Source organism: Rhodococcus sp. 06-221-2 (assembly GCF_002258365.1).
Lineage (GTDB): Bacteria > Actinomycetota > Actinomycetes > Mycobacteriales > Mycobacteriaceae > Rhodococcoides > Rhodococcoides fascians.
This window is the reverse complement of the sequence record NZ_NOYJ01000016.1, coordinates 466,914-485,421: the sequence shown is the minus strand read 5'-3', so window position 1 is coordinate 485,421 and position 18,508 is coordinate 466,914. Positions and strand designations below refer to the sequence as shown.

The 18,508-nt window shown below is 62.1% G+C and carries 18 protein-coding genes; 11 read left to right on the top strand and 7 right to left on the bottom strand.

The features are described 5' to 3' along the window. Positions 1 to 186 precede the first annotated feature (186 nt). From CH281_RS09845 to CH281_RS09820, 6 genes are read left to right on the top strand one after another with little or no spacing between them, the layout of a single operon-like run. Complete coding sequence (locus tag CH281_RS09845; protein WP_179274155.1) at positions 187 to 1,212, top strand: AfsA-related hotdog domain-containing protein; 1,026 nt, start codon at positions 187 to 189, stop codon at positions 1,210 to 1,212. Next, positions 1,209 to 1,928, top strand: a complete 720-nt coding sequence (locus CH281_RS09840; RefSeq protein WP_094693963.1) for an HAD family hydrolase — start codon at positions 1,209 to 1,211, stop codon at positions 1,926 to 1,928. The genes CH281_RS09845 and CH281_RS09840 overlap by 4 nt, the downstream gene beginning before the upstream one ends. After that, positions 1,925 to 3,514, top strand: a complete 1,590-nt coding sequence (locus CH281_RS09835) for an MFS transporter (protein WP_094693961.1) — start codon at positions 1,925 to 1,927, stop codon at positions 3,512 to 3,514. The genes CH281_RS09840 and CH281_RS09835 overlap by 4 nt, the downstream gene beginning before the upstream one ends. Continuing rightward, positions 3,511 to 4,749, top strand: a complete 1,239-nt coding sequence (locus CH281_RS09830) for a cytochrome P450 (protein ID WP_032366518.1) — start codon at positions 3,511 to 3,513, stop codon at positions 4,747 to 4,749. The genes CH281_RS09835 and CH281_RS09830 overlap by 4 nt, the downstream gene beginning before the upstream one ends. Beyond that, positions 4,750 to 6,237 (top strand): FAD-dependent monooxygenase, encoded by a 1,488-nt coding sequence (locus CH281_RS09825; protein WP_032366517.1) that lies wholly within the window; start codon positions 4,750 to 4,752, stop codon positions 6,235 to 6,237. A gap of 54 nt (positions 6,238 to 6,291) precedes the next feature. Then, positions 6,292 to 7,125: a GAF domain-containing protein gene (locus CH281_RS09820; RefSeq protein ID WP_032392934.1), complete on the top strand. Its 834-nt coding sequence runs from the start codon at positions 6,292 to 6,294 to the stop codon at positions 7,123 to 7,125. 166 nt (positions 7,126 to 7,291) lie between these two features. Here the strand turns inward: CH281_RS09820 and CH281_RS09815 are convergent, their stop codons facing one another. From CH281_RS09815 to CH281_RS09805, 3 genes are all read right to left on the bottom strand, one after another. Continuing rightward, complete coding sequence (locus CH281_RS09815; RefSeq protein ID WP_256983434.1) at positions 7,292 to 7,567, bottom strand: helix-turn-helix domain-containing protein; 276 nt, start codon at positions 7,565 to 7,567, stop codon at positions 7,292 to 7,294. Between the two features lie 355 nt (positions 7,568 to 7,922). Next, on the bottom strand, positions 7,923 to 9,545 hold the full coding sequence (locus tag CH281_RS09810; protein WP_052053685.1) for a cholesterol oxidase substrate-binding domain-containing protein: 1,623 nt from the start codon (positions 9,543 to 9,545) through the stop codon (positions 7,923 to 7,925). Positions 9,546 to 9,616: 71 nt separating this feature from the next. Next, positions 9,617 to 10,057, bottom strand: a complete 441-nt coding sequence (locus CH281_RS09805; protein WP_032392932.1) for a hypothetical protein — start codon at positions 10,055 to 10,057, stop codon at positions 9,617 to 9,619. 712 nt (positions 10,058 to 10,769) lie between these two features. Between CH281_RS09805 and CH281_RS09800 the strand changes: the two genes are divergently transcribed. Genes CH281_RS09800 through CH281_RS09790 form a run of 3 tightly spaced genes read left to right on the top strand, consistent with a single transcriptional unit; the run spans position 10,770 to position 13,001 of the window. Then, a complete protein-coding gene (locus CH281_RS09800) occupies positions 10,770 to 11,594 on the top strand; it encodes a hypothetical protein (RefSeq protein WP_143544782.1) in 825 nt (274 codons plus the stop codon). Then, positions 11,591 to 12,082, top strand: a complete 492-nt coding sequence (locus CH281_RS09795) for an ImmA/IrrE family metallo-endopeptidase (RefSeq protein ID WP_032366511.1) — start codon at positions 11,591 to 11,593, stop codon at positions 12,080 to 12,082. Before CH281_RS09800 ends, CH281_RS09795 begins: the two co-directional genes overlap by 4 nt. Before the next feature lies 1 nt (position 12,083). Beyond that, positions 12,084 to 13,001, top strand: a complete 918-nt coding sequence (locus tag CH281_RS09790; RefSeq protein WP_052073808.1) for a hypothetical protein — start codon at positions 12,084 to 12,086, stop codon at positions 12,999 to 13,001. Positions 13,002 to 13,025: 24 nt separating this feature from the next. On the opposite strand, the gene CH281_RS09785 is transcribed toward CH281_RS09790, so the two are convergent. Next, positions 13,026 to 13,451 (bottom strand): helix-turn-helix domain-containing protein, encoded by a 426-nt coding sequence (locus CH281_RS09785; protein WP_032366510.1) that lies wholly within the window; start codon positions 13,449 to 13,451, stop codon positions 13,026 to 13,028. Between the two features lie 417 nt (positions 13,452 to 13,868). Beyond that, complete coding sequence (locus CH281_RS09775; RefSeq protein WP_162247544.1) at positions 13,869 to 14,891, bottom strand: GGDEF domain-containing protein; 1,023 nt, start codon at positions 14,889 to 14,891, stop codon at positions 13,869 to 13,871. A 501-nt stretch (positions 14,892 to 15,392) separates the two neighbouring features. Between CH281_RS09775 and CH281_RS09770 the strand changes: the two genes are divergently transcribed. Next, the gene (locus CH281_RS09770) at positions 15,393 to 15,608 is read left to right on the top strand and encodes a DUF3263 domain-containing protein (RefSeq protein ID WP_032366508.1); all 216 of its coding nucleotides are present in this window, start codon (positions 15,393 to 15,395) and stop codon (positions 15,606 to 15,608) included. A gap of 805 nt (positions 15,609 to 16,413) precedes the next feature. After that, complete coding sequence (locus CH281_RS09760) at positions 16,414 to 17,019, top strand: hypothetical protein (RefSeq protein ID WP_032366506.1); 606 nt, start codon at positions 16,414 to 16,416, stop codon at positions 17,017 to 17,019. A gap of 94 nt (positions 17,020 to 17,113) precedes the next feature. On the opposite strand, the gene CH281_RS09755 is transcribed toward CH281_RS09760, so the two are convergent. Both CH281_RS09755 and CH281_RS09750 read right to left on the bottom strand, forming a co-directional pair. Continuing rightward, positions 17,114 to 17,947: an SDR family oxidoreductase gene (locus tag CH281_RS09755; protein ID WP_032366505.1), complete on the bottom strand. Its 834-nt coding sequence runs from the start codon at positions 17,945 to 17,947 to the stop codon at positions 17,114 to 17,116. A 117-nt stretch (positions 17,948 to 18,064) separates the two neighbouring features. Beyond that, entirely contained in the window at positions 18,065 to 18,295 is a 231-nt protein-coding gene (locus CH281_RS09750) for a hypothetical protein (protein ID WP_094693953.1), read from the bottom strand. Positions 18,296 to 18,508 lie beyond the last annotated feature (213 nt).

Genomic DNA, 18,508 nt, shown 5'->3' with positions numbered 1-18,508 from the left:
GGTTCTCGGGCGCGACGGAACTCGTTGCGCGCGCTAATCTATTGGCAGTCCGAACAGAGTCGCTTGAGAGCCCCTTGCTTACAAGCCCGAGACCTGCCGGATCGCTTGAGACAAATCGCAGACGATCGGTGTGCAGCAACACCTCTCGTCTGTGTTTCCGTCCGAACCATCAGCAAGGGGCTCACCGTGACATCTACTCTTTACCCTCCACTTTCACATTCGACTCTGGTCCCGCGCGAACACGTGCACCGCGACGCGTTGTCGGAGGTCTATCTCACCGACATCATCTGCGATCGGTACCCCAACTTTCGCGTCGGTATTCATCTTCCGAAGTCGCACAGCTACTACAGCGATCACGTCGGGCCCGCCGCCGGCCGATACGACCCGTTGCTCGTCCTGGAGTGCTTTCGGCAGGCGTCGATCTTGATCGCCCATCGCCACGTGGGAGTCGAGTTCGACCAGTCCTTCATTTTCAATGCCGGTTCCTTCACCGTTGTTTCGGATGATGCGATGACGGTGACGCCCGCCCCTGGCAACGGTGAGCTGAGTGCGGTGATCGTCGGCGAGAAGGTCCGCGACACCACGATCATCGGCATCACACTCGACATGACGGTCACACTTGCCGGGACGACCGCGGTCACCATGACCATGTCGATTCAGTGGATGCCGAAATCTGTCTGGTCTCGGGTCCGAGCATCGGGACGGGCAAAGCTGGGGCTGGCCGAATATCGCAGCGGCATAAGCCCTTTGCCCGGACGTCACCCCCACCCGCTGGTCGGTGCGCATGAGCCGGAAGCCCTCGGCCGTAGCTTGGGTCGCAATGTTGTTGTCGGTGCTGCAAGCCACGTATCGGGCGGCTTCGACGTCGATGTACTCGTCGACCAGCATCACCCGAGTCTGTTCGACCACCCGCTCGATCACATCCCCGGAGCAGTGCTCTTCGAAGCGGTACGCCAGGCCGGGATCATCGGTGCCGACGAGTACTTCGGACTCAGTGCACGACGTCTCCGAATGCGTTCTCTGTCTGCGACATTCACCCGCTTCGGCGAGCTCGACCTACCGACCAATGCGCTTGTCCGGCCGCAGACCGACACCTGCGACCGGGGTGTCGGTTTCGACATCGACATCACGCAGGAAGGTGTAGTCATCGCCTCCTGTGGAGTGCTCTTCGATCGGTCGCACGCAGCCAGCCGCGTGGCGGTTACCCGATGACCGCCTCAGCACACGTCGGGACCGTCCCGCCGGTATCCGCCTCACCGCGATACACGACGGTTTTCCTGGACTTCGGGGGCGTGCTCTCGCCCCCCATCGAAGACCTGTTCGTCGACTACGAGCGCAAGACAGGTATCAGCCCGGCCGATCTCAAGGCCGCGATGGCGGGCGTCGCCGACGGCCTCGGGGTCGATGTGCTCGCCCCCGTCGAACTCGGCCTGCTGACCGAGGCCGAGTGGGTAACTCGTATGCACCTCTGGCTCACGTCCCGAGGGATCGACGTCTCGCGGGCGGAGATCGACTTCGGTCGACAGTGGTTCGCGGGCCATCAAGTCAACACGACGATGCGCGACCTGGTCTACGAGCTGAAGGCGCAGGGCTACCGAGTCGGGATTCTCACCAACAACGTCCGCGAGTGGGAGGCCCACTGGCGCCCGATGGTCGGACTCGACGACGACGTCGACGCGATCGTCGACTCCTACGACGTCGGGTGTCGCAAACCGGAGCCGGAGATCTTCGCGATCTCCGAGGCCCGGATCGGGGCAGCCCCTGGAACCGCCATTCTCATCGACGATCTCGAATCGAACTGTGCCGCCGCACGCAGATCCGGTTGGGGAGCAGTCCGCTTCGTCGACAACGACCAAACCCTCGCCGACCTCGCTGCGCTCCTACGCGAAGACCTCGGTGATATCGAAGACAAGGAGACCAACGAATGACCGCACCCGCATCGTCCTCGACAGTCACATCGTCGGCCAAACCCAACCTTCTCCTTGCGGCCATCCTGCTCGGCGTCGTCGTCGTACCCACCGGTGTGTCCGGAACCGGTGTGGCGCTACCGCACATCGCGGCCGATCTCGGCTCCAATCCGGCACTGCTGCAGTGGGTCGTCAACGGGTTCAATCTCACCTTCGCAGTGTTCAGCCTGGTCGCTGGATCCATCGCCGATCATCTCGGCCGCCGCCGCGGCCTGATCCTGGGCGGCGCGCTGTTCGCCGGTGCGGCGGTCCTCAGCGCTGTTGCACCGTCGTTGCTGCTGCTCGATATCGGTCGAGCGCTCGCCGGCATCGGTGCCGCGATCATCTTCGCCTGCTCTGGAGCACTGTTGGCTATCACCTTCGACGGCGCTGCCGCGGCGCGGGCATTCGCGCTGTTCGGCACCGCCGCCGGAGTGGGACTCGGTCTCGGGCCGACGATCTCCTCGACCGCCATCGCCCTGGTGGGGTGGTCAGGCATTTTTTGGTTCAACGCCGTCGTCATCGCCGTATCGACAGCCTTGGTCATCGCGTCGAAGGTGCACGACACGCCTGCCCAGTCCACCGGCAGGCTGGACTACCCCGGCGCGGTCGCGTTCGCCGCGTCACTCACGTTGGTGATTGCAGCTGTCGTGCAGTCGGATTCGTGGGGATGGCACTCGCCTGCGACACTCGGCACCCTGATCGCCGGGGTGGCACTGTTCGCGGCGTTCATCCGGATCGAACTCACCACCGCTCACCCGTTGCTCGACCTGACGCTGCTGCGATCATCCCGGCTCGTCGGTCTGCTCGCCGTCCCAGTCGCGGGCGCAGTCGGCTTCGTCACGCTGCTGACCTATTACCCGACGTTCCTGTCGACGGTATGGCAGCTGGGCACTGGGACCGTAGGTCTGGTGATGCTGATCATGACCGTGCCGGTCATCGTCGGCCCGCTCATCGCCGGTGCCATGCACACCCGTGGCGTACCGGTGTGGATCATCCTCGGCGGCAGCGTCTTGTTGTTCGTTGCCGGTGCGGCCGCACTCACTCTGGTCGGTACCGAGGAGAACATCGGCACTATCGTCGTCCCGTTCTTGTTGCTCGGCCTGGGGTTCGGGTTGGGCGTAGGGCTGGTGGACGGTCAGGCGATCGGATCGGTGCCTGCCGACAAGTCGGGCATGGTGTCAGGTCTGGTGTCCACGGTGCGGCTGGGTAGTGAGGCCGTCGTCGTGGCGGTGTTTGCAAGCGCGCTGACTGCGGGCGTCGGTGGTCAGGTCCGCGACCGCCTGCCGGCCGCCCTGGGATCCGGCGAGCGGGAGAGCATCGTGGACAAGGTCGTCACCGGGGAGATCGGAGGTATCGACAGCTCCGTGGACACCGGTCTGCTGCGAGCCGCGTTCGCCGACGGGTTCACTCCGTTGCTCTGGGTGCTCGCCGCCTTGTCCCTTGTCCTCGCGGTGACCGTCACACTCCTGTTGCGCCGCCCCGTCGATGCTTCGACGACACCCACCGCGGCCGATCCGGTCCTCGATGCCGATACCGCTCTCGATCGCGAGGAGATCCAGCAATGACCCAGACCATCCATCGACCCGACGGCACATCGACAAACCCTCTGGTGACCGACATTCCGAATCTCGACACCCCGCCGCCGTACGTCCGGGAACTCGCCAGTGACGATGGGCACCAGAGAATAGAGCTACCCAGTGGACACAGTGCGATCTGCCTGACGTCATACGAGGACGTCAAGACGTTGATGCTCGACCGGACTGCCAGCCGCACGCTCTGCAACGTCGATGGCGGTCCGTCGTTCATGCCCACCAACTGGGCACCCGAGGTGCTCATCAATCTCGACGCCCCGGTGCACGGTGTGGTGAGGGAGTTCGTGTCTCACGAGTTCAGTGCCCGCGCCATCGCGGGACTCGAACCCACCATCCTCGCCCTCACCGATGCTGCGTTGGACACGCTCGACGCGATGGCCGATCCCGACGTCATGGCTCAGGTCTTCCGTGTCGTGCCGGCGCAGATGGTGTGCACTCTGCTCGGCATCTCGCTCGACCATGCGCCGTGGATGAACGAGCTCGGTCGACGAATTCAGCTCGCTCGTCGCGACGAGATACCTCTCATCGTCGACTCGTGGGTAGAGCTGTACGGCTGGGTCCAGAAACTGGTTGCCGACGACACCGAACACGACGACACCGGACTGCTCGCCACCTACAAGCGGCGGGCCCGGCAGCCGGAATTCGCCGCCATCGACGACACCCTCATCAGCGGGACCGTGATGGGAATCGTCCTCGGAGGGGACAACAACGTCGCGACGATGCTCGCGAAAACGCTGTATGCCGCACTGGCGCATCGGCATCTGTATTCACAAGTTGTCGACGATCCCTCCCTCGTATCTGACTTGGTGGAAGAGATCATGCGGCTCATGCCGCTCGGAACGCCGGGGTCGTTCCCGCGTGAATTGACCCGTTCTCTCCACACCACGGCCGGTCGGCTTCCGATCGGGGCGATCGTCTACCCACACATCAACGCGGCCAATCGCGATCCGGCGGTGTTCGATGCACCGTTGGAGATCCGGCTGGATCGCCCGCGTGGTCGGCATCTGCAGTACGGGTATGGCATGCATCGGTGCATGGGGTCGGCGCTGGCGCAGACCGAGTTGATCGCGATACTCACCCGGGTCGTCACGCGCTACCCGGACCTGTCCCTGCGTGTGGATCCGTCGAATGTCGAATGGGATCTAGGAACCGGACTGCGGCGACCTGCCGTCCTGCCGGTGGATCTCGGTGCGAGAGGAATTGTGTAGATGTACGACGTGATCGTGGTCGGCGGCGGGCCGGTGGGGATGCTCATTGCCAACGAGCTGGCGCTGCACGACATTTCGGCGGTGGTATTGGAGAGTCGCGATGCCGTGAACGAGTACCCCAAGGCCGGGACTTATCACGCGCGCGCTATCGCGACCCTTGCGCGCAGACAGGTCGTCGCCGTCCCACGCCGGACCAACGATCACACGACCATCTCTTCGGAGCTGTTCCAGTTCGCTGGATACCCGTGGCTGACGCTGCGGTCGCGAACCATCGACGGGCCGGTCATGATGGGCATTGCTCAGGCCGAACTCGAGCGCGCGATCGCAGCGAAGGCCGAAACGCATGGCGCACAGGTGATCCGAGGCATCACGGTCACCTCCGTGCAACAGTCCGCCGACCAGGCACTCGTCATTGCACATGACGCCGATGGCACCGAGCAGCGGTACGCAGCGCGCTACGTGGTCGGTGCCGACGGCGGCCGCAGCACGGTACTGCGTTCGGGTGAGTTCACGACAACCGAATACGCGCCGACGATGCGCGCGATCCTGGGCCTCGCGCAGTTGCCGCACCCCGAGCATCTCCGTGGAGGATGGAACCGCACCGACGCCGGATGGACGCTGCTCAACCTGAACCGCTACGGACACAGCCGGATAATTGTGTTCGAGTTCGACGGTCCAGCCGCCGACCGGCATGCACCGGTCACACCGGAGGAGTTCGGAGCCGCCATCGACCGCGTGGTCGGGTCGCACGTCGAGCTCGAGTCGCCGCACTACCTCAACAGGTTCAGTGACTTCAGCCGGATCGTGCACAACTACCGAGACGGTCGACTGTTCCTGGTCGGAGACGCTGCCCATATCCATTACCCACTCGGTGGGCAGGGCCTCAACACCGGAATCTCCGACGCGGTCAACCTCGGATGGAAGCTTGCCGCTGTGGTGACCGGTGCCGCAGACGACGCCCTGCTCGACAGCTACTCCACCGAACGTCAACCTGTCGGGCAGTGGGTCATCGACAACACTCGTCTTCAGTCGGCGATCATGAATCCAGATCCTGCACAGGACCCACTGCGTCGAATGGTCTCGCAGATGTTGTGCCACAAAGATACTCACGATTGGTTGGGCGACAAGATCAACGGTCACTCCCTGCGCCACGATATCCCTGGACTGTCGGAAAACGAGCTCGACGGGTCGTTCCTGCCCGACCACGAAATCGACGTCGACGGCACACGGACGACCGTGTCGGAGCTTCTCGCCCGCGGCCGAATCGTGATACTTGTCGGTGCGCAAGCACGTTCGGCTCTCGAGGAGACGGCAGCCCTCCCGTTCGCCGACGCAGTCGTCGCCCAGGGATTGCCCGAGCTCTACCCAGAGATCGTCGTCGTCCGACCGGACGGATACGTCGCGTGGGCCGGCGATAGTTCGCAGATCACACTGATGCGCAAGGTTCTGGAGGGCCATTTCGCGCTGCGCTGGATGCAGGAGCACTGATATCGTTGCCGCCCATTGCCGATTTCGTCGACTCGGCTGGAGACTGAGGGTGTCGTGGACAAGGGCTGGTTTCTGGTCGAGACCTCGGGATCGACCCCCGCCGTGGTCATGGTCGGTGCGCGCTCCAAGCAATGGCGACCGGTCTCCAACATGTTCCGCGGCTCGGTCTATACAACGGTGCTGCAACTACTCGATACCGTCCTCAACAACCTGAAACAATCGCAGGTACTCCTCGACGTCGGCGGGCCGCGGTTGGCGCTGGCACAGCCCGTCCTCGGGCCGTCTCGACAAGTACACGCGATATTGATGTGGATCGGCGACGCCACCGAGACGCCACCACCCGAGCCCCCGGTGTGGGCATTCGCATGGGAACTGGCCGATCCGATCTCGCCGAGCTTCGTCGACGACCCGAAGACCGGCACGATGACCGACTGGCTCTCCGGATGCGCTCGACTGTCCGATATCCGTCGCACCGCCGCGGACGTCCACGGTGCCACTGTCGGCGATCGCTTCGCCGGAGACTGGATCCGCACCGATGGGACCGTCGAGCGATACACGATGCGGGTCGTGGCGACCTTCGATGGACCGGCCATCCTTGCAGTATCCGTACGCCTCCCTGAGCCGACCGCCGCCGTAGAAGACGAGCTACTTCCACGCGCCGCACTTCAGGCCACCGCTACCTACGCTGGAACCTCTACGGCGGTGCTGCACGCCGCAAGCGGGCGTGTGCTCGCGTGGCTCACAGACGGGCGCCCTGACTTCCCTCCCGAAGTCGTCTCCGGGCTGATCGCCGCCCCCACGCCATCAGCGACAATTCCGATCGACGAGACCGGACAACTGGCGCTGGGAATCTTCGACCTCGAGCGATCCGAACCGTATCCCGGTTGACCGCTGCAGCAGTGCGCTGCAGATTTGGACACTCTCGCACATCCGACGCCCGGCTGTGCCGCCGGAAATGAAATGGCCGCCGCGCGAAAATTGTTTCCACTTCTCGTGTCGTATTGCGCAGTCTGCGTATCGGCAGGTGCTGCCGGTCGCATCGATCAGCAATCGGTCACGGGGCGCGCCGAGTGTCCAACGCAGTGTTGATATCGACGATAATTTCGTTCTGCGACAGACGATTACGATATTCGGCACGGTGCACGTCGGAAGGAGCGAAGTCGGCCGGCGCACAGCCGAAGATGTCGCACAATGCAATCAACGTTGTCAGGGACACCAGCATCGGACGCCGCGCAACGAGTCTGCGAACCTGTGACTCGGTCAAGAGCACACCGCGGTCGGCCAGATGTGGAAGCAAATCGATACTGTCTCGCATTCCGCGAGCATCCATGAGCTCGGCCAAGCACGGGCTCTGTGGGCCTGTCGGTGTCATCGGTTGCCTTCCCATGCCTGTTGCTGTCGGTCGCGCCTCGGTGGTGTCACTGCTTCGAGTTCGAGAAGAAGGGACTGCACGATGATCAGGCCCGGGGAAGGGAAACGATCATCGTGCAGCCCGATCTCTCGGATTGCGTACGGTCAGAACAAAAGGCCCTTGATCGCGTAGGGGATGACACCGATCACGAGGGCTCCGAGGCCGCCGGCGAGAGTCAGGGTGGTGATGATGGGATCGAACATGTTCTTCTCCTTGTGAAGTCGCCCATCGTGATTCGATGGGACGTGTTGGTGCCCGGGTCCGGACGTCTGGTTCAGAGTCCCAACCGTCGGGTGAGCGACGTGGTGAACAGATTGTGTGGGTCGAGAGCAGCCAACGTATTTGCCGCGATCGACCACTGCGGATACACGTCGGGAATTTCGTGGCTGAGCGCGTGGGGGTCGGTCCATGCACCACCGTCTCCGTGACCCCAGCGCTTCGCCCACTCGGGTCGAACGATTCCGAGTTCGGCTGGGAAGGGCCGAAAGAAGCGCCGTTCGAGGTCCGCGTAGAAGTCCGCATGCCCAGGGGTGCCCGGCAAAGTCAGCGTGTCGAGCCACACCGCTGTATCGAAGTCGGCGCGTCCGGGTACCGGCGTAGCGGGGGAGAGGGCGGGAGCTTTGTCGACCGGGTATCGAGAATCCACCCCGGTCACCCTGATTTCCACACAGCTGTTGATGGGGTACTCGCCGCGTGTGGCGTACTCGTCGAGCATCGTGCTGATCACTTCGGTGAACTCGTGAACCACATGCTGAACATTGTCTCGACGGGTGATCACCGCATGGCTGGCCGCTGTGACGCGTAGCGTTGTGGGTCTGACGAAGTGAATGAAATCTTTGGCCGGACCCCACATGTCGCGAGCACCCGTCAGGGTGAGACCTGCATCGGTGGCAGCGATGACGGCGTCCCCGAATGCCGGCGCGAGTTCGGTATGCCCCTCGATGATCCGGCCGAGAATCTGCGGAATCGGATCGGGCAGGTTGTCGGCGAACGGGAAGTTGAACGGTCCTGTGGTCGGTCGTGATTCGGCCGGGCGAGTGGGTGAGACGGACCATTGTTGAATCCACGGTCGATCGGTGAAGGTATACCAGATGATTCCGACTCGACCTGCGTCGTCGAGCATTGTGGTCAGCGACCGCGGGCCTGCAACGCTGGGTGCTGCGAACAGCTCCCGAGTCGGAATGTCTGTGAAGGTCCGACACCGCAGGTTGTGCGTCGGCACCGTCGACAGACGAACGCGCGTGACCAAAGTACGCCCCAAATGCACGAGTAAAGAGGAACATTCGGGATCGGAACGGGTGAACGTCCTCTCGATATAGGTACCGGTGCGGCTGTCGAACACAACGGCCGAGATGGTTTCGACGAGGTCGCTCACCGAACCGAACGGCAACGACCGGTTGCCCTGTTCGGCGGCCGAAGCGACGGCGCTACCGTGCCCACCCACTGCGAGCACACCTCCGACGGTGACGTCTCCCGGTGCCGGCGCGGAAAGTACTGCGCGACCGTGCGCGTGGAGGTAGGCGAGTAGGTCCTGCATGGAGGCACCTGCCTCGACGTCGACAACGGTGTCATCGACCATCGCCATCGAGTTCAAGGTGGTCATGTCGAGAAGAAGCACTCGTGCCGACGAGGGCGTGCCGGAATCGACGACGAGCGGTGACCAATTGTGTCGAAATCCATGGGGGCGCAACGTATACGAGTTGATTCTAGCCCACTCGGCAACCCTTACCGCATCGTCGGCAGAGCCGATGGCTACTGTCCACAGATCCTCCGTGACAATTGCCTCGTCCCAGTTGCGGAATTGTGCCTTACGCAGGGACAGCCCTTCGGGGAAGGCCGGCAGCACGGTCTCTGCCCGCACCGGTGCAGAGAACCCGGCGAAGAGTAGACCCGTCACGGCAGCGGTACCCGTGAGAAAAGACCGACGGCCCAACACGCTATCGCCCGCTCGGCGCGAGTGCTTCGGACTCATTTCCGGGTGGAGGCGCAGAAAGTGAGAATGTCCTTCACCGTCGCGGGATCGTGAAAGACAACATCGTTGACCGCATACACGGGTACCTGGAGAACGTCGACGAACAACCCCTCGAGAACCTGGTATGGGGAAGCGGAGAACGTGAGAATGGACGTGACGAGAGCCGTGTTCCGCTTGATCGCAGCTTTCACGTCGTTCCCATGGTCTGTGAAATTCGCGTTCAACCAGCTGAACGTTGCGGTCGGTCCACTGCACACGGGAATCAGTGCCAGAGCTTCGTCATGGCTCGGTGCCCAGACGCCGTCTCCTGTCGGTGCAGCTTGCGTGGTGGGGCCTGTCGTTGTCGCAGGTGCTGCGGAAGCGACCGGCGACGCAATAGTTGCCGCTGAGATGGCCACAGCAGTGGCACCGATAACGGTCTTGATCGAACGTTTCATGGGAGCTCCTGAGTCGAAGATTGAGACCAGCTCGGAGAAACCGGCGTGGCCCCTGTATTCAGACACACGAGCTAATTTTGAGCAACCTCTACAGGATTACGGCTGGCACATCGATCCGTTAAAGTGCCCGCCGTATTCGATGCAAAAGGATGGATAGCGGCCGCTTACGGCTCGATTCCGCAAGGAATGCAGCCCGGAAGCTCGGTATAGCAGTGTCGTAGGTCACAGAATTACTAGGTGCTGGAAGTTAACTATCGGTCGCTGAGCCAAGGGCTTCTGTGTGTTGATTCAGTTCGCGCAGCTGTGGTCTGTCACACATCTCGCGGCCGCCAGAGGGGGTGATGCGTATGAAACACTTGCTATTGGAAATGAAATTGAGCAGTACGGGTGCGTCAATCGAGCCTCGGGCGGCAGGCTTGCCGTGCTTCTTGATTCGAAGCGTGGAAGGCGTGCGCCGCGTGTAGTGGACGTACTGCACGTTGCCGAATCATGTTGCAGCGTAAGGCTGCTGATTCGGATTGGCTCGCAAGAACGACATAGGAAGTGCCGGTGTTGGACATCACAGCATCGACGAGTAACGCGATTTACAAGAGCAGCGACACATTTTGTATTGCCGGATGTCCTATCCCGGTCGGTACCACCATCAATCAGGCGGAGGGGCAATGCGCTGCGTGAAAAAGATCGGCACGTGGTCCACGTCTGGGTGGGATCGGTGCCTGCCATGACCTCGATGGGGCGCAAGGTGGGCCTGGCGATCTGTTGTGCGGCCCTCACCTTGGGTGTCTTCGCCATAGCTGTGGCAGGCCAGACCTCGGCGGCCAGCACCATCGAAATATGCATCGGGCGGCCCGGAAAGTGTGGGGAATCGACACCCACGACGAGCAACGGTCCGACCACGACCACTGTCGAGCCGACTACGACGAGCAACGATCCGACCACGACCACTGTCGAGCCGACTACGACGAGCAACGCCCCGACCGCGACGAGCAGCGACCCGACCACGACGAGCAACACCCCGACCGCGACTTCCGCTGACACGCAGAAGACTGCAACAGCCGAGCCGAAAAGCAGTGCCGATGCCGGCCCACCGATCGCCGATGGCGAGCTGCATTCCGACACCCGCTACTCGGAACCCTCGACTGTCGGGAAAACGGTGCACCCGCTCGAACCGCGGGATGCCGAGTCGCCGGCGTCGGATGCTGCAAACTCGCCCGAGTCTTCCGCTGACCAGTCTCCCGCCGACGAGTCTCCTGGCGACGAGGCACCGACGGCTTCCTATTCGCAGACCGAAACCACGAGTACTACCGATCCGTCACCGACGCCGGCGGCGAACGTCGATGGCGTGATCGAAGAGGAGGATCCCGATACCGAATTGTCCTCGGCAACAAGCGGTCTCCATGACGTGGCTCCTCTTCCGGTTGTCGGTGGCGTCGCGGGCCTGGCGCTGGCGGGGTTCGGAGCGGGTGTCATCACCTTTCGCGGTGCGCGCGCTACCGAGGCGCGACGGTCTGCCGCGCGCGCGGAGTTGTTCCCATGATCCGTTCGCACCGCCGCGTGTCTGCCGCAGTTGACGTCGTATTCGACATTGCCTCGGACACAACAGAATTCGATCTCGATGACATAGTTTCCGCAGTCGCCAGAGAGCGGGGCAGGTCGATCGAGGTAGAGATGGCCGAGCTGCCGCCCGGCGTGTGCGGACAACGACGTGCTTTCCCCAACCATGACGTCATCGTTCTGGCCCCGGATCTACCGAACTACGAACGGACGCTGGCGCACGAGCTGGGTCACATCGTGTTTCGGCACGAAGGCACACCGGTAGAGAAATCGTTGCACGTAGTCAGTGACGAGTTGATCGCGTTCATGCTCAGTGAGCGCAGCTTGATGTCCACAGTTCTCGATGGGTCGGACGCCCTGGCAGAGTGGGAGGCGGAAACGTTCGCCGGCCAATTGCTACAGCGGCTGCGGCGGATGAACACCCGAGGCGCTCCATTGTCGGTGTTGCGTTTCGATCAGGCTCTGGGATGACATGGACTGGGTAGCGGCGCTGTTGGTGTGGCTCGCAGTCGGTGCTCGCGTCGGCCGCGTGGTGGTGCGGAGCGCGAATACCGTGCGAGTGTCCATTGTGCTCGCCGTTGGCTTCCTCGCTGTGGGGCAAACATTGCTGGTCGACGATGTCGCGCGACTCCTGACACCGTATGTCGACGTGCCGACCGTCATCGGAATGTGTTGGATCGGAGTTGCCGCAACTTCCGCTGTCATCACTCTGACTGCGCGACCGATGCTCGGCGCGGCGCGAGAGCGTCGATCGATCGCAGCAGTGGTCTTCTTCGCTGTGGCTTCTGGAATTGCCTCCGCTGTGTGGCCTACTGCTGCGTGGGTTTTCGTTCTTCTCATGTTTCCGCTACTCATTGTCACAGGTCTCGGAATGGTCGATCGAACGCCGTTGGGCCGCGCGGTAGCTCTGTTCTGTGTCGGAACGTGTGCACCGGCTTTCGTGGCGGTATCGGTTGTCTTCGGGTCTGCACCCCGACACTCGGTACTCACGGCCGGCGCGCTGCTGATGGCCGCTGCCGCAGTGTGGGTTCTGGTGACGAGCTGGGTTCGTGCGCGGATCCTGTTGTGGCGCATCAGGAACCTTCATCGCACTCTCACTCGCAGATTTCCCGAGGTGGTGGACGACAAACGGTCGGGCGCTCCGACGGTGTTGCGTGCATCGGACCACGTCTCCGAAATCATGGACGCGTTGTACCTTCAGGTCGGTGCCGGGCAATTCGACGACGGAGCGCCTGTGCCTGTGGAATCCGGTGCCCGAGCCGTTCGCGTGGCCCGCACGGTTCGGGATCCGCTTGCCGACCCAGTTATGGGTGGACATTGGATTGCTGTGCCGAGAGATGTGTCGCTGGCCAGGTGGGTGACGACGATCGCTTCGGAATTCGGGCGCTGACGCGATCCGCGACAGCGGAAGGAGTCAGTCCGATCCATCCGGGGGAACTGCGGGCAGCCCCTCGCTGGTTCGCAGCTTCTCCGCCATTGCGGTCAACAGGTTCTGCGATTCCTCGGATAGGTCGAATGCTCGCGTGGACAGTCGTCGCAGGCCATAGCCTTGGAGTTGCGACAATACCTCCAGGTCGCGGTCCACCGACGCCTCGTACACAGGATCGAAGAAGTAGTCGGGCTTGACCTTGAAGAAGCGGGCCAGCGCGGCAACTGTCTCGTTGGAGGGGTTGGTTCGATGACCGGATCTCAACTGCGAAATGTATGGCTTCGAGATCGGGTGACCAGCCGCTGCCAGGGCTTCGGCAACATCGGCATTCGTGTACGGCTTCCGTCCCGAAGGATGAATCGATTCGAACAACTTGTTCAATCGCTCCGCGAAAGACCCTTGCGTCGGCACTGCCCAAGCCCTCCTCGGTGGTGGTGATGAGCGTCGGGATAACCGCCCGATAGCTCCGGGTCGTGATGTTACCTTTTCGAGACCCCGACTTCTCCACCCGCGAGGTAAATGCTGTCGTTTCGACCAGTGGCCGGGTGGAGCGCCGCTAGTGCTGCCCGGTTCGTTTCGACTGCGGGCCGTCAGTGCGGACCGAACGCACAAGACGTCGTCGTTCTTCAGGAGAGAGGATCGAACTGTCGGTCAGTGTGAGCGCCAGGCGCAGCCGCCGCCGGTACTCATCCATTGAGATTCCGAATGTCTCCTCGATGGTCTTCTCGTCTGCCCCACCGAGTCGAGCCCAGCGTATTGCGAAGTTGACGAATGTCTCGGAGCGAATCTTCACCACCTCGATCGATGTGTCGTTCTCGCTCTCGGCACTCAGATGGCAATCGGCGGATCGGCGTCGCAACTGTTGCCACCGCTGGTGCCGTCGCAATGGTTTCGGCGAAAACGCTTGTTGCAGTACAGCTCCGAGTCGGCGATCGATATCAGAATTCCGTACGGGTCCGTTTCGGGCTCGGCAATGGCCACTCCGTAGGACACTTCGACTACATGGCCATCGACCAGCGAGGATGCCAGAGCCTCTGCTTCGGATCGACTGCAACCGGTTGTGAGAACTGCAAATTCGTCACCCCCCAAGCGAACCAACACGTCGGACGGGGCAAGCGACGTCATCCACGACCGCGCCAACTCGACGAGGATGCGGTCGCCTTCTGCATGCCCGTGGCAATCGTTGACGGCTTTGAAATCGTCGACATCGAGCACGATGACGACCAAGTTCTCGCCGCGTTTCCTGGTGCGCGCCAGGAGGTGGCTTGCCGCGTGCGCCGCACCTGCTCGATTGAGTGCACCGGTCAAGGGGTCACGCAAGGCACCATCTATCAGCGTCGCCCCCATCGCACCGAATACTTCGGCCGCCACGGATACGCTCACGAGATAGAAACCGATCCATACCAGAGGTGATGGCGTGGGGGACAGTACTGCCGATATTACGGCTGTCGCCGCCAGTGCACAGACGAGTAAGCGGGCAGTTCGAGCCGGGTAGAAGACTCGAATATATATGGCCAGGAACAGAATCGACACCAGGCCCCACATCTGGAGCATCGCGAGTCCTTGGGTGACCAGGGTGCAGGGCGGCAACGTGGCGGCACACGACAGCGCGATCGAATGGCGGGCATTTCCGGCGTTCGGCGTAGCCAGCGATGCGAGCCCGAGGATAGCGACAACGAGGGCCGCGAAAAACCACCATGAGGTGTACTCCGTGGCCTGCCTGTCGTTGGTAGCAGACCTCGCCAACGTGAGTCCGGCCCCGTTTGCGACAGCCAGCAGGGCGAGCACGGACAGTAGTATCCAGCGGCCACCCTCCCGGAAGTGGATGGTGGGTCGTAGCGTGGTCCGCACTGATTTCACTCCCTGCATATCGACGCAGCTATCGATCCGTTACCGAACATGCATGAACATCTGTCGATGTCGAGCGCCACTGTGCGAAGTAGTTTGTCTGCGAATGCACATCGTTTCATGTGTCAATGTCGCACCATGGTGTCCACATGGCAACCTACCAGCTATTTACACGTCTCAGGCTGATCGCGTGGGTGAGAGAAGGGGCCGTTGGGAAGCCTGTGACATGGAACGCCGACTGCTTGCTGTTTGCTTGCCTGGCTGACGGTGGCCAGTGTGAGGTGTGGAGCAGCCTGTCGATGAGTGTGGTCGTCGTCCGTACGTCGAGAGCGTATGTGTTCTCGACAATGGTTCAGTATGAACATCATTCGACTGGCCGGCCGGGTGCGTATCGATTACGGGCGCCAGGGCGCTTGCGAATGCAAACGAGTGTCGACAGTCGGCTGGCTGATAGCCTAGAGTTAGCTGGAGCAATTTGATTCTTCTGGAGCAAAGGTTTACCCGATGATGCCACGACAAACCGAGGATGCCGTTGTCCTGGACTTCGCCAGAAGGTGGGAGCCTTACGGCGGTGCGGACGCCTCGGAGATTCTGCTGTGCTTCGGCCTGTCTGTCGACGAGTTCCGAGCTCGGCTGCACCGCATCTTGACTCGTACCACGGCGTATGACCTGGACCCCGGCGTTTATCGGCGACTTCTGCGGTACGCGGCGACCAGGTGAGCGCTGCGCGAGGACTGTGATCCGTCCCGTGGCACCATGTAGGTGTCGCTGACTGTTAGCCCGGACCGTGGCCTCGTTGTTCAGGGCTTGGGGTGGTCTGTGCTTCGGTTGTCACACGACGAAGAGTCGGTTCTTCCGAACACAACTCTGTCACTCCGACGATCCGGGTATATCGTTTTTGGTCAGTTTATTTCGGCTACTTGCGCACCGGGTGCGAGTATCGAGACCCCGGGGGAAGGCTCCCCGCGCCCGGTGCGGCCGACGTCGTCTGCGTGTTCGACGCCGACACACATACGTTAGCGGAAAAGTAGCTGTCCGCAAACCGGGTAAGTGCGGCAAGCTGCGGTGACCCTCTTCGCGCAACGTGGAAAGACAACGGGCCGAGCGCCGACTCGTCGACCGAGGGCACGTAGAAGCGAGAGAATCTGTGGTCTCCAAATAGGTATGTGCGTAACAGGACTCGTATGTCTCTGCCGGGCCGGCTAGCGGCCGGCAACGGACGCAAAGGTCGCGTCGAGTCCGTACGGGTGTGAGATAGTCCTTCGTTTTTCACGTCCAATCGCGTTGTGTGGGAGGGCATCATGGTTGTCGTGAGGAAATTGTGGGTGTCGTGGCCGCCTGCGGGCCGCCGAGCCGCACGCGTTCGAATTGCAAAGTTGGTGGTACGAGCGCGAATCGCGTCGATCGAGCACCAAAAATTCGAGCGGAACGCGCGCACCACCGGCCGTACCGATGACTACAGCGCTGAGCCGACACCATTCAGCCCGGGTTGCGACCCGTCGATCATCTCAGCCCCCGGAACACTGTGACCGACCATTTCAATGCCATCCGTGACGGCGACGACGCCCCGATTGCGATGTCGGCCTTCCAGGCCGAAAGAGTGGCGGTCCAGCTCCGGGGGATTTCCGATGGCACGGTCGATCGCGGTGATGCCGAGCTCGCTGCTCGGTTTCTGTACTCGCTGGCTCTCGACGCCCGGCCGCACTTACGAGAGGATTTCGCATACAACCGTGCGCTCGATTCGTACAAGACCTGGGAAGCGGTCGCCTTCCTTCCTCTGCCCCCTCCGTATGGCGACCCCGATTTCACTTCGAGAACGCTGGTTTATGTGGTGACCGGTCGGCCGCGGTTCCGCTCGCGGGATTTTCATGTCCTGATCTGCACGGCGATCAACGCCGCGATGTGGCCACCGACAGCGACTCCCGGCGTCCACGTCGCCTTCCGACTGTCCGATCATGACCAGCCGATCGCACCAGGCTCTGTTGTCTCCATTCCTGGGCGCACCGTGACGAGCACGATCACCCTCTATGCCGGGTCCGGGCGGGTTGGCGACAACGCTGCTCGGGAGGTCGACGTGCTTCACAACCTCGAACGGAGCGTGCGCATCCTCGAATCGAGCGGCGATTGCTGAACAGTGTCCGATCGCAACTGGCTAGGGATCGACGGGTGTCCACCGCCATTCCGGGGGCTGTACTGCTGAGGCCCAGGAATGTGCGCGCGACGACTCAGGCGAGTGCACGGGCCAGTAATCGATCGGTGACAGTGGCGGGCGTGAGGGCCATTGCGTGGATCTGTATGCGGCTGGCAAGGTCGCATCGATAGCGGCGTCGGGGTCGTTTGTCGGTCAGTGCTCGCAGTGTTGCGTCGGCGACGCGTTCGGGGGCAACGGCACTTCGTTGCAGCAGGGGGATGAGTCGACGCATCTTGTCGGTGGCGGGCCGGTACAGGTCCTTGTCGCGGTCGGACCACTGTGCGACGGTGGCATCGAAGTCGTTCGACATGCCGGTCCAAATGTCGGTTCGTGTGGTCCCGGGCTCGATCAAGCTCACTCCGATGCTCCACCGTCGTAGTTCCATACGCAGGGTGTCGGCGAGCCCCTCGACCGCGTACTTCGATGCGGTATACGCACCATTGCCCGGTATCGCGAACAATCCACTCAGTGATGAGATGAAGACAATCCGGCCTGCATTCTCGTTTTCGTTTGCGCGTAGGTTGGGAAGCAGGGCTCGGGTCACTCTGTGGTGACCGACCACATTTGTGGCCAACTGACTCATCAGCTGGTCGGCCGATACCGTTTCGAGTGGTCCCGTCAGCGCGTATCCGGCATTGTTGATCAGCGCGTCGATTCGCGCAGGAACATTTTCTGTGAGTACCTCGCCTGCATCGTCGTCCGTGATGTCGACTCGGATCGGAACAACCCGATCCAGTTGGGACAGTTCCTGCATGTGTGCATCCGAACGAGCCGTCGCATACACCGTCCATCCCTCGCGGCACAATCGGTCGGTGATAGTCCTCCCGATTCCGCGTCCTGCTCCTGTCACTACGGCTGTTCCGGTCATTGCGTTCGCTCCTGTCTCATCTTTCCAATCGGGCTTCTACCAAAGGTTTTGGTGGGTGTGGGGCTGTGCAGCTGCTTTCATCGGGTCGTCGAGATCCCCAGGTTCGGTGGATCAGGGCTACGGTCGGTGTTGGCTTGTGTTGGTCGAATACCGCTCTCGGCGGAGGCGAAGACGTGCCGTCTCGGTTACGCGCTCGAGCACAATCCTGGGCAACTTACGGCGGTACTCCTCGCTGTCGGCCAACGACAGTACTTCTTCGTAGAACGCGGTCACCGTCATCGCATGGACAGCGGCGATGTCGCGGGCTGTTCCGCCGCCGAACGGTGCCCACTCGATAGCTGAGACCATCCGCTTGTCGAAATCAGCTTTGGCAGTGATGGGTTCGTGTTCGGCGCGAATCGGTGAGGACTCGATACTTCGATGTGGACTCGAGTGTCTACGGCGGCGTACGCTTCGATGTGCAGAATCAGGGGTGCCTCTGCGCGCGAGTACGAGTTGCTGTTCGAGAGCGCAATGCATATTTTTCTCCTCGCATTCGAGACAATGAGGGTTGTTGTCGGA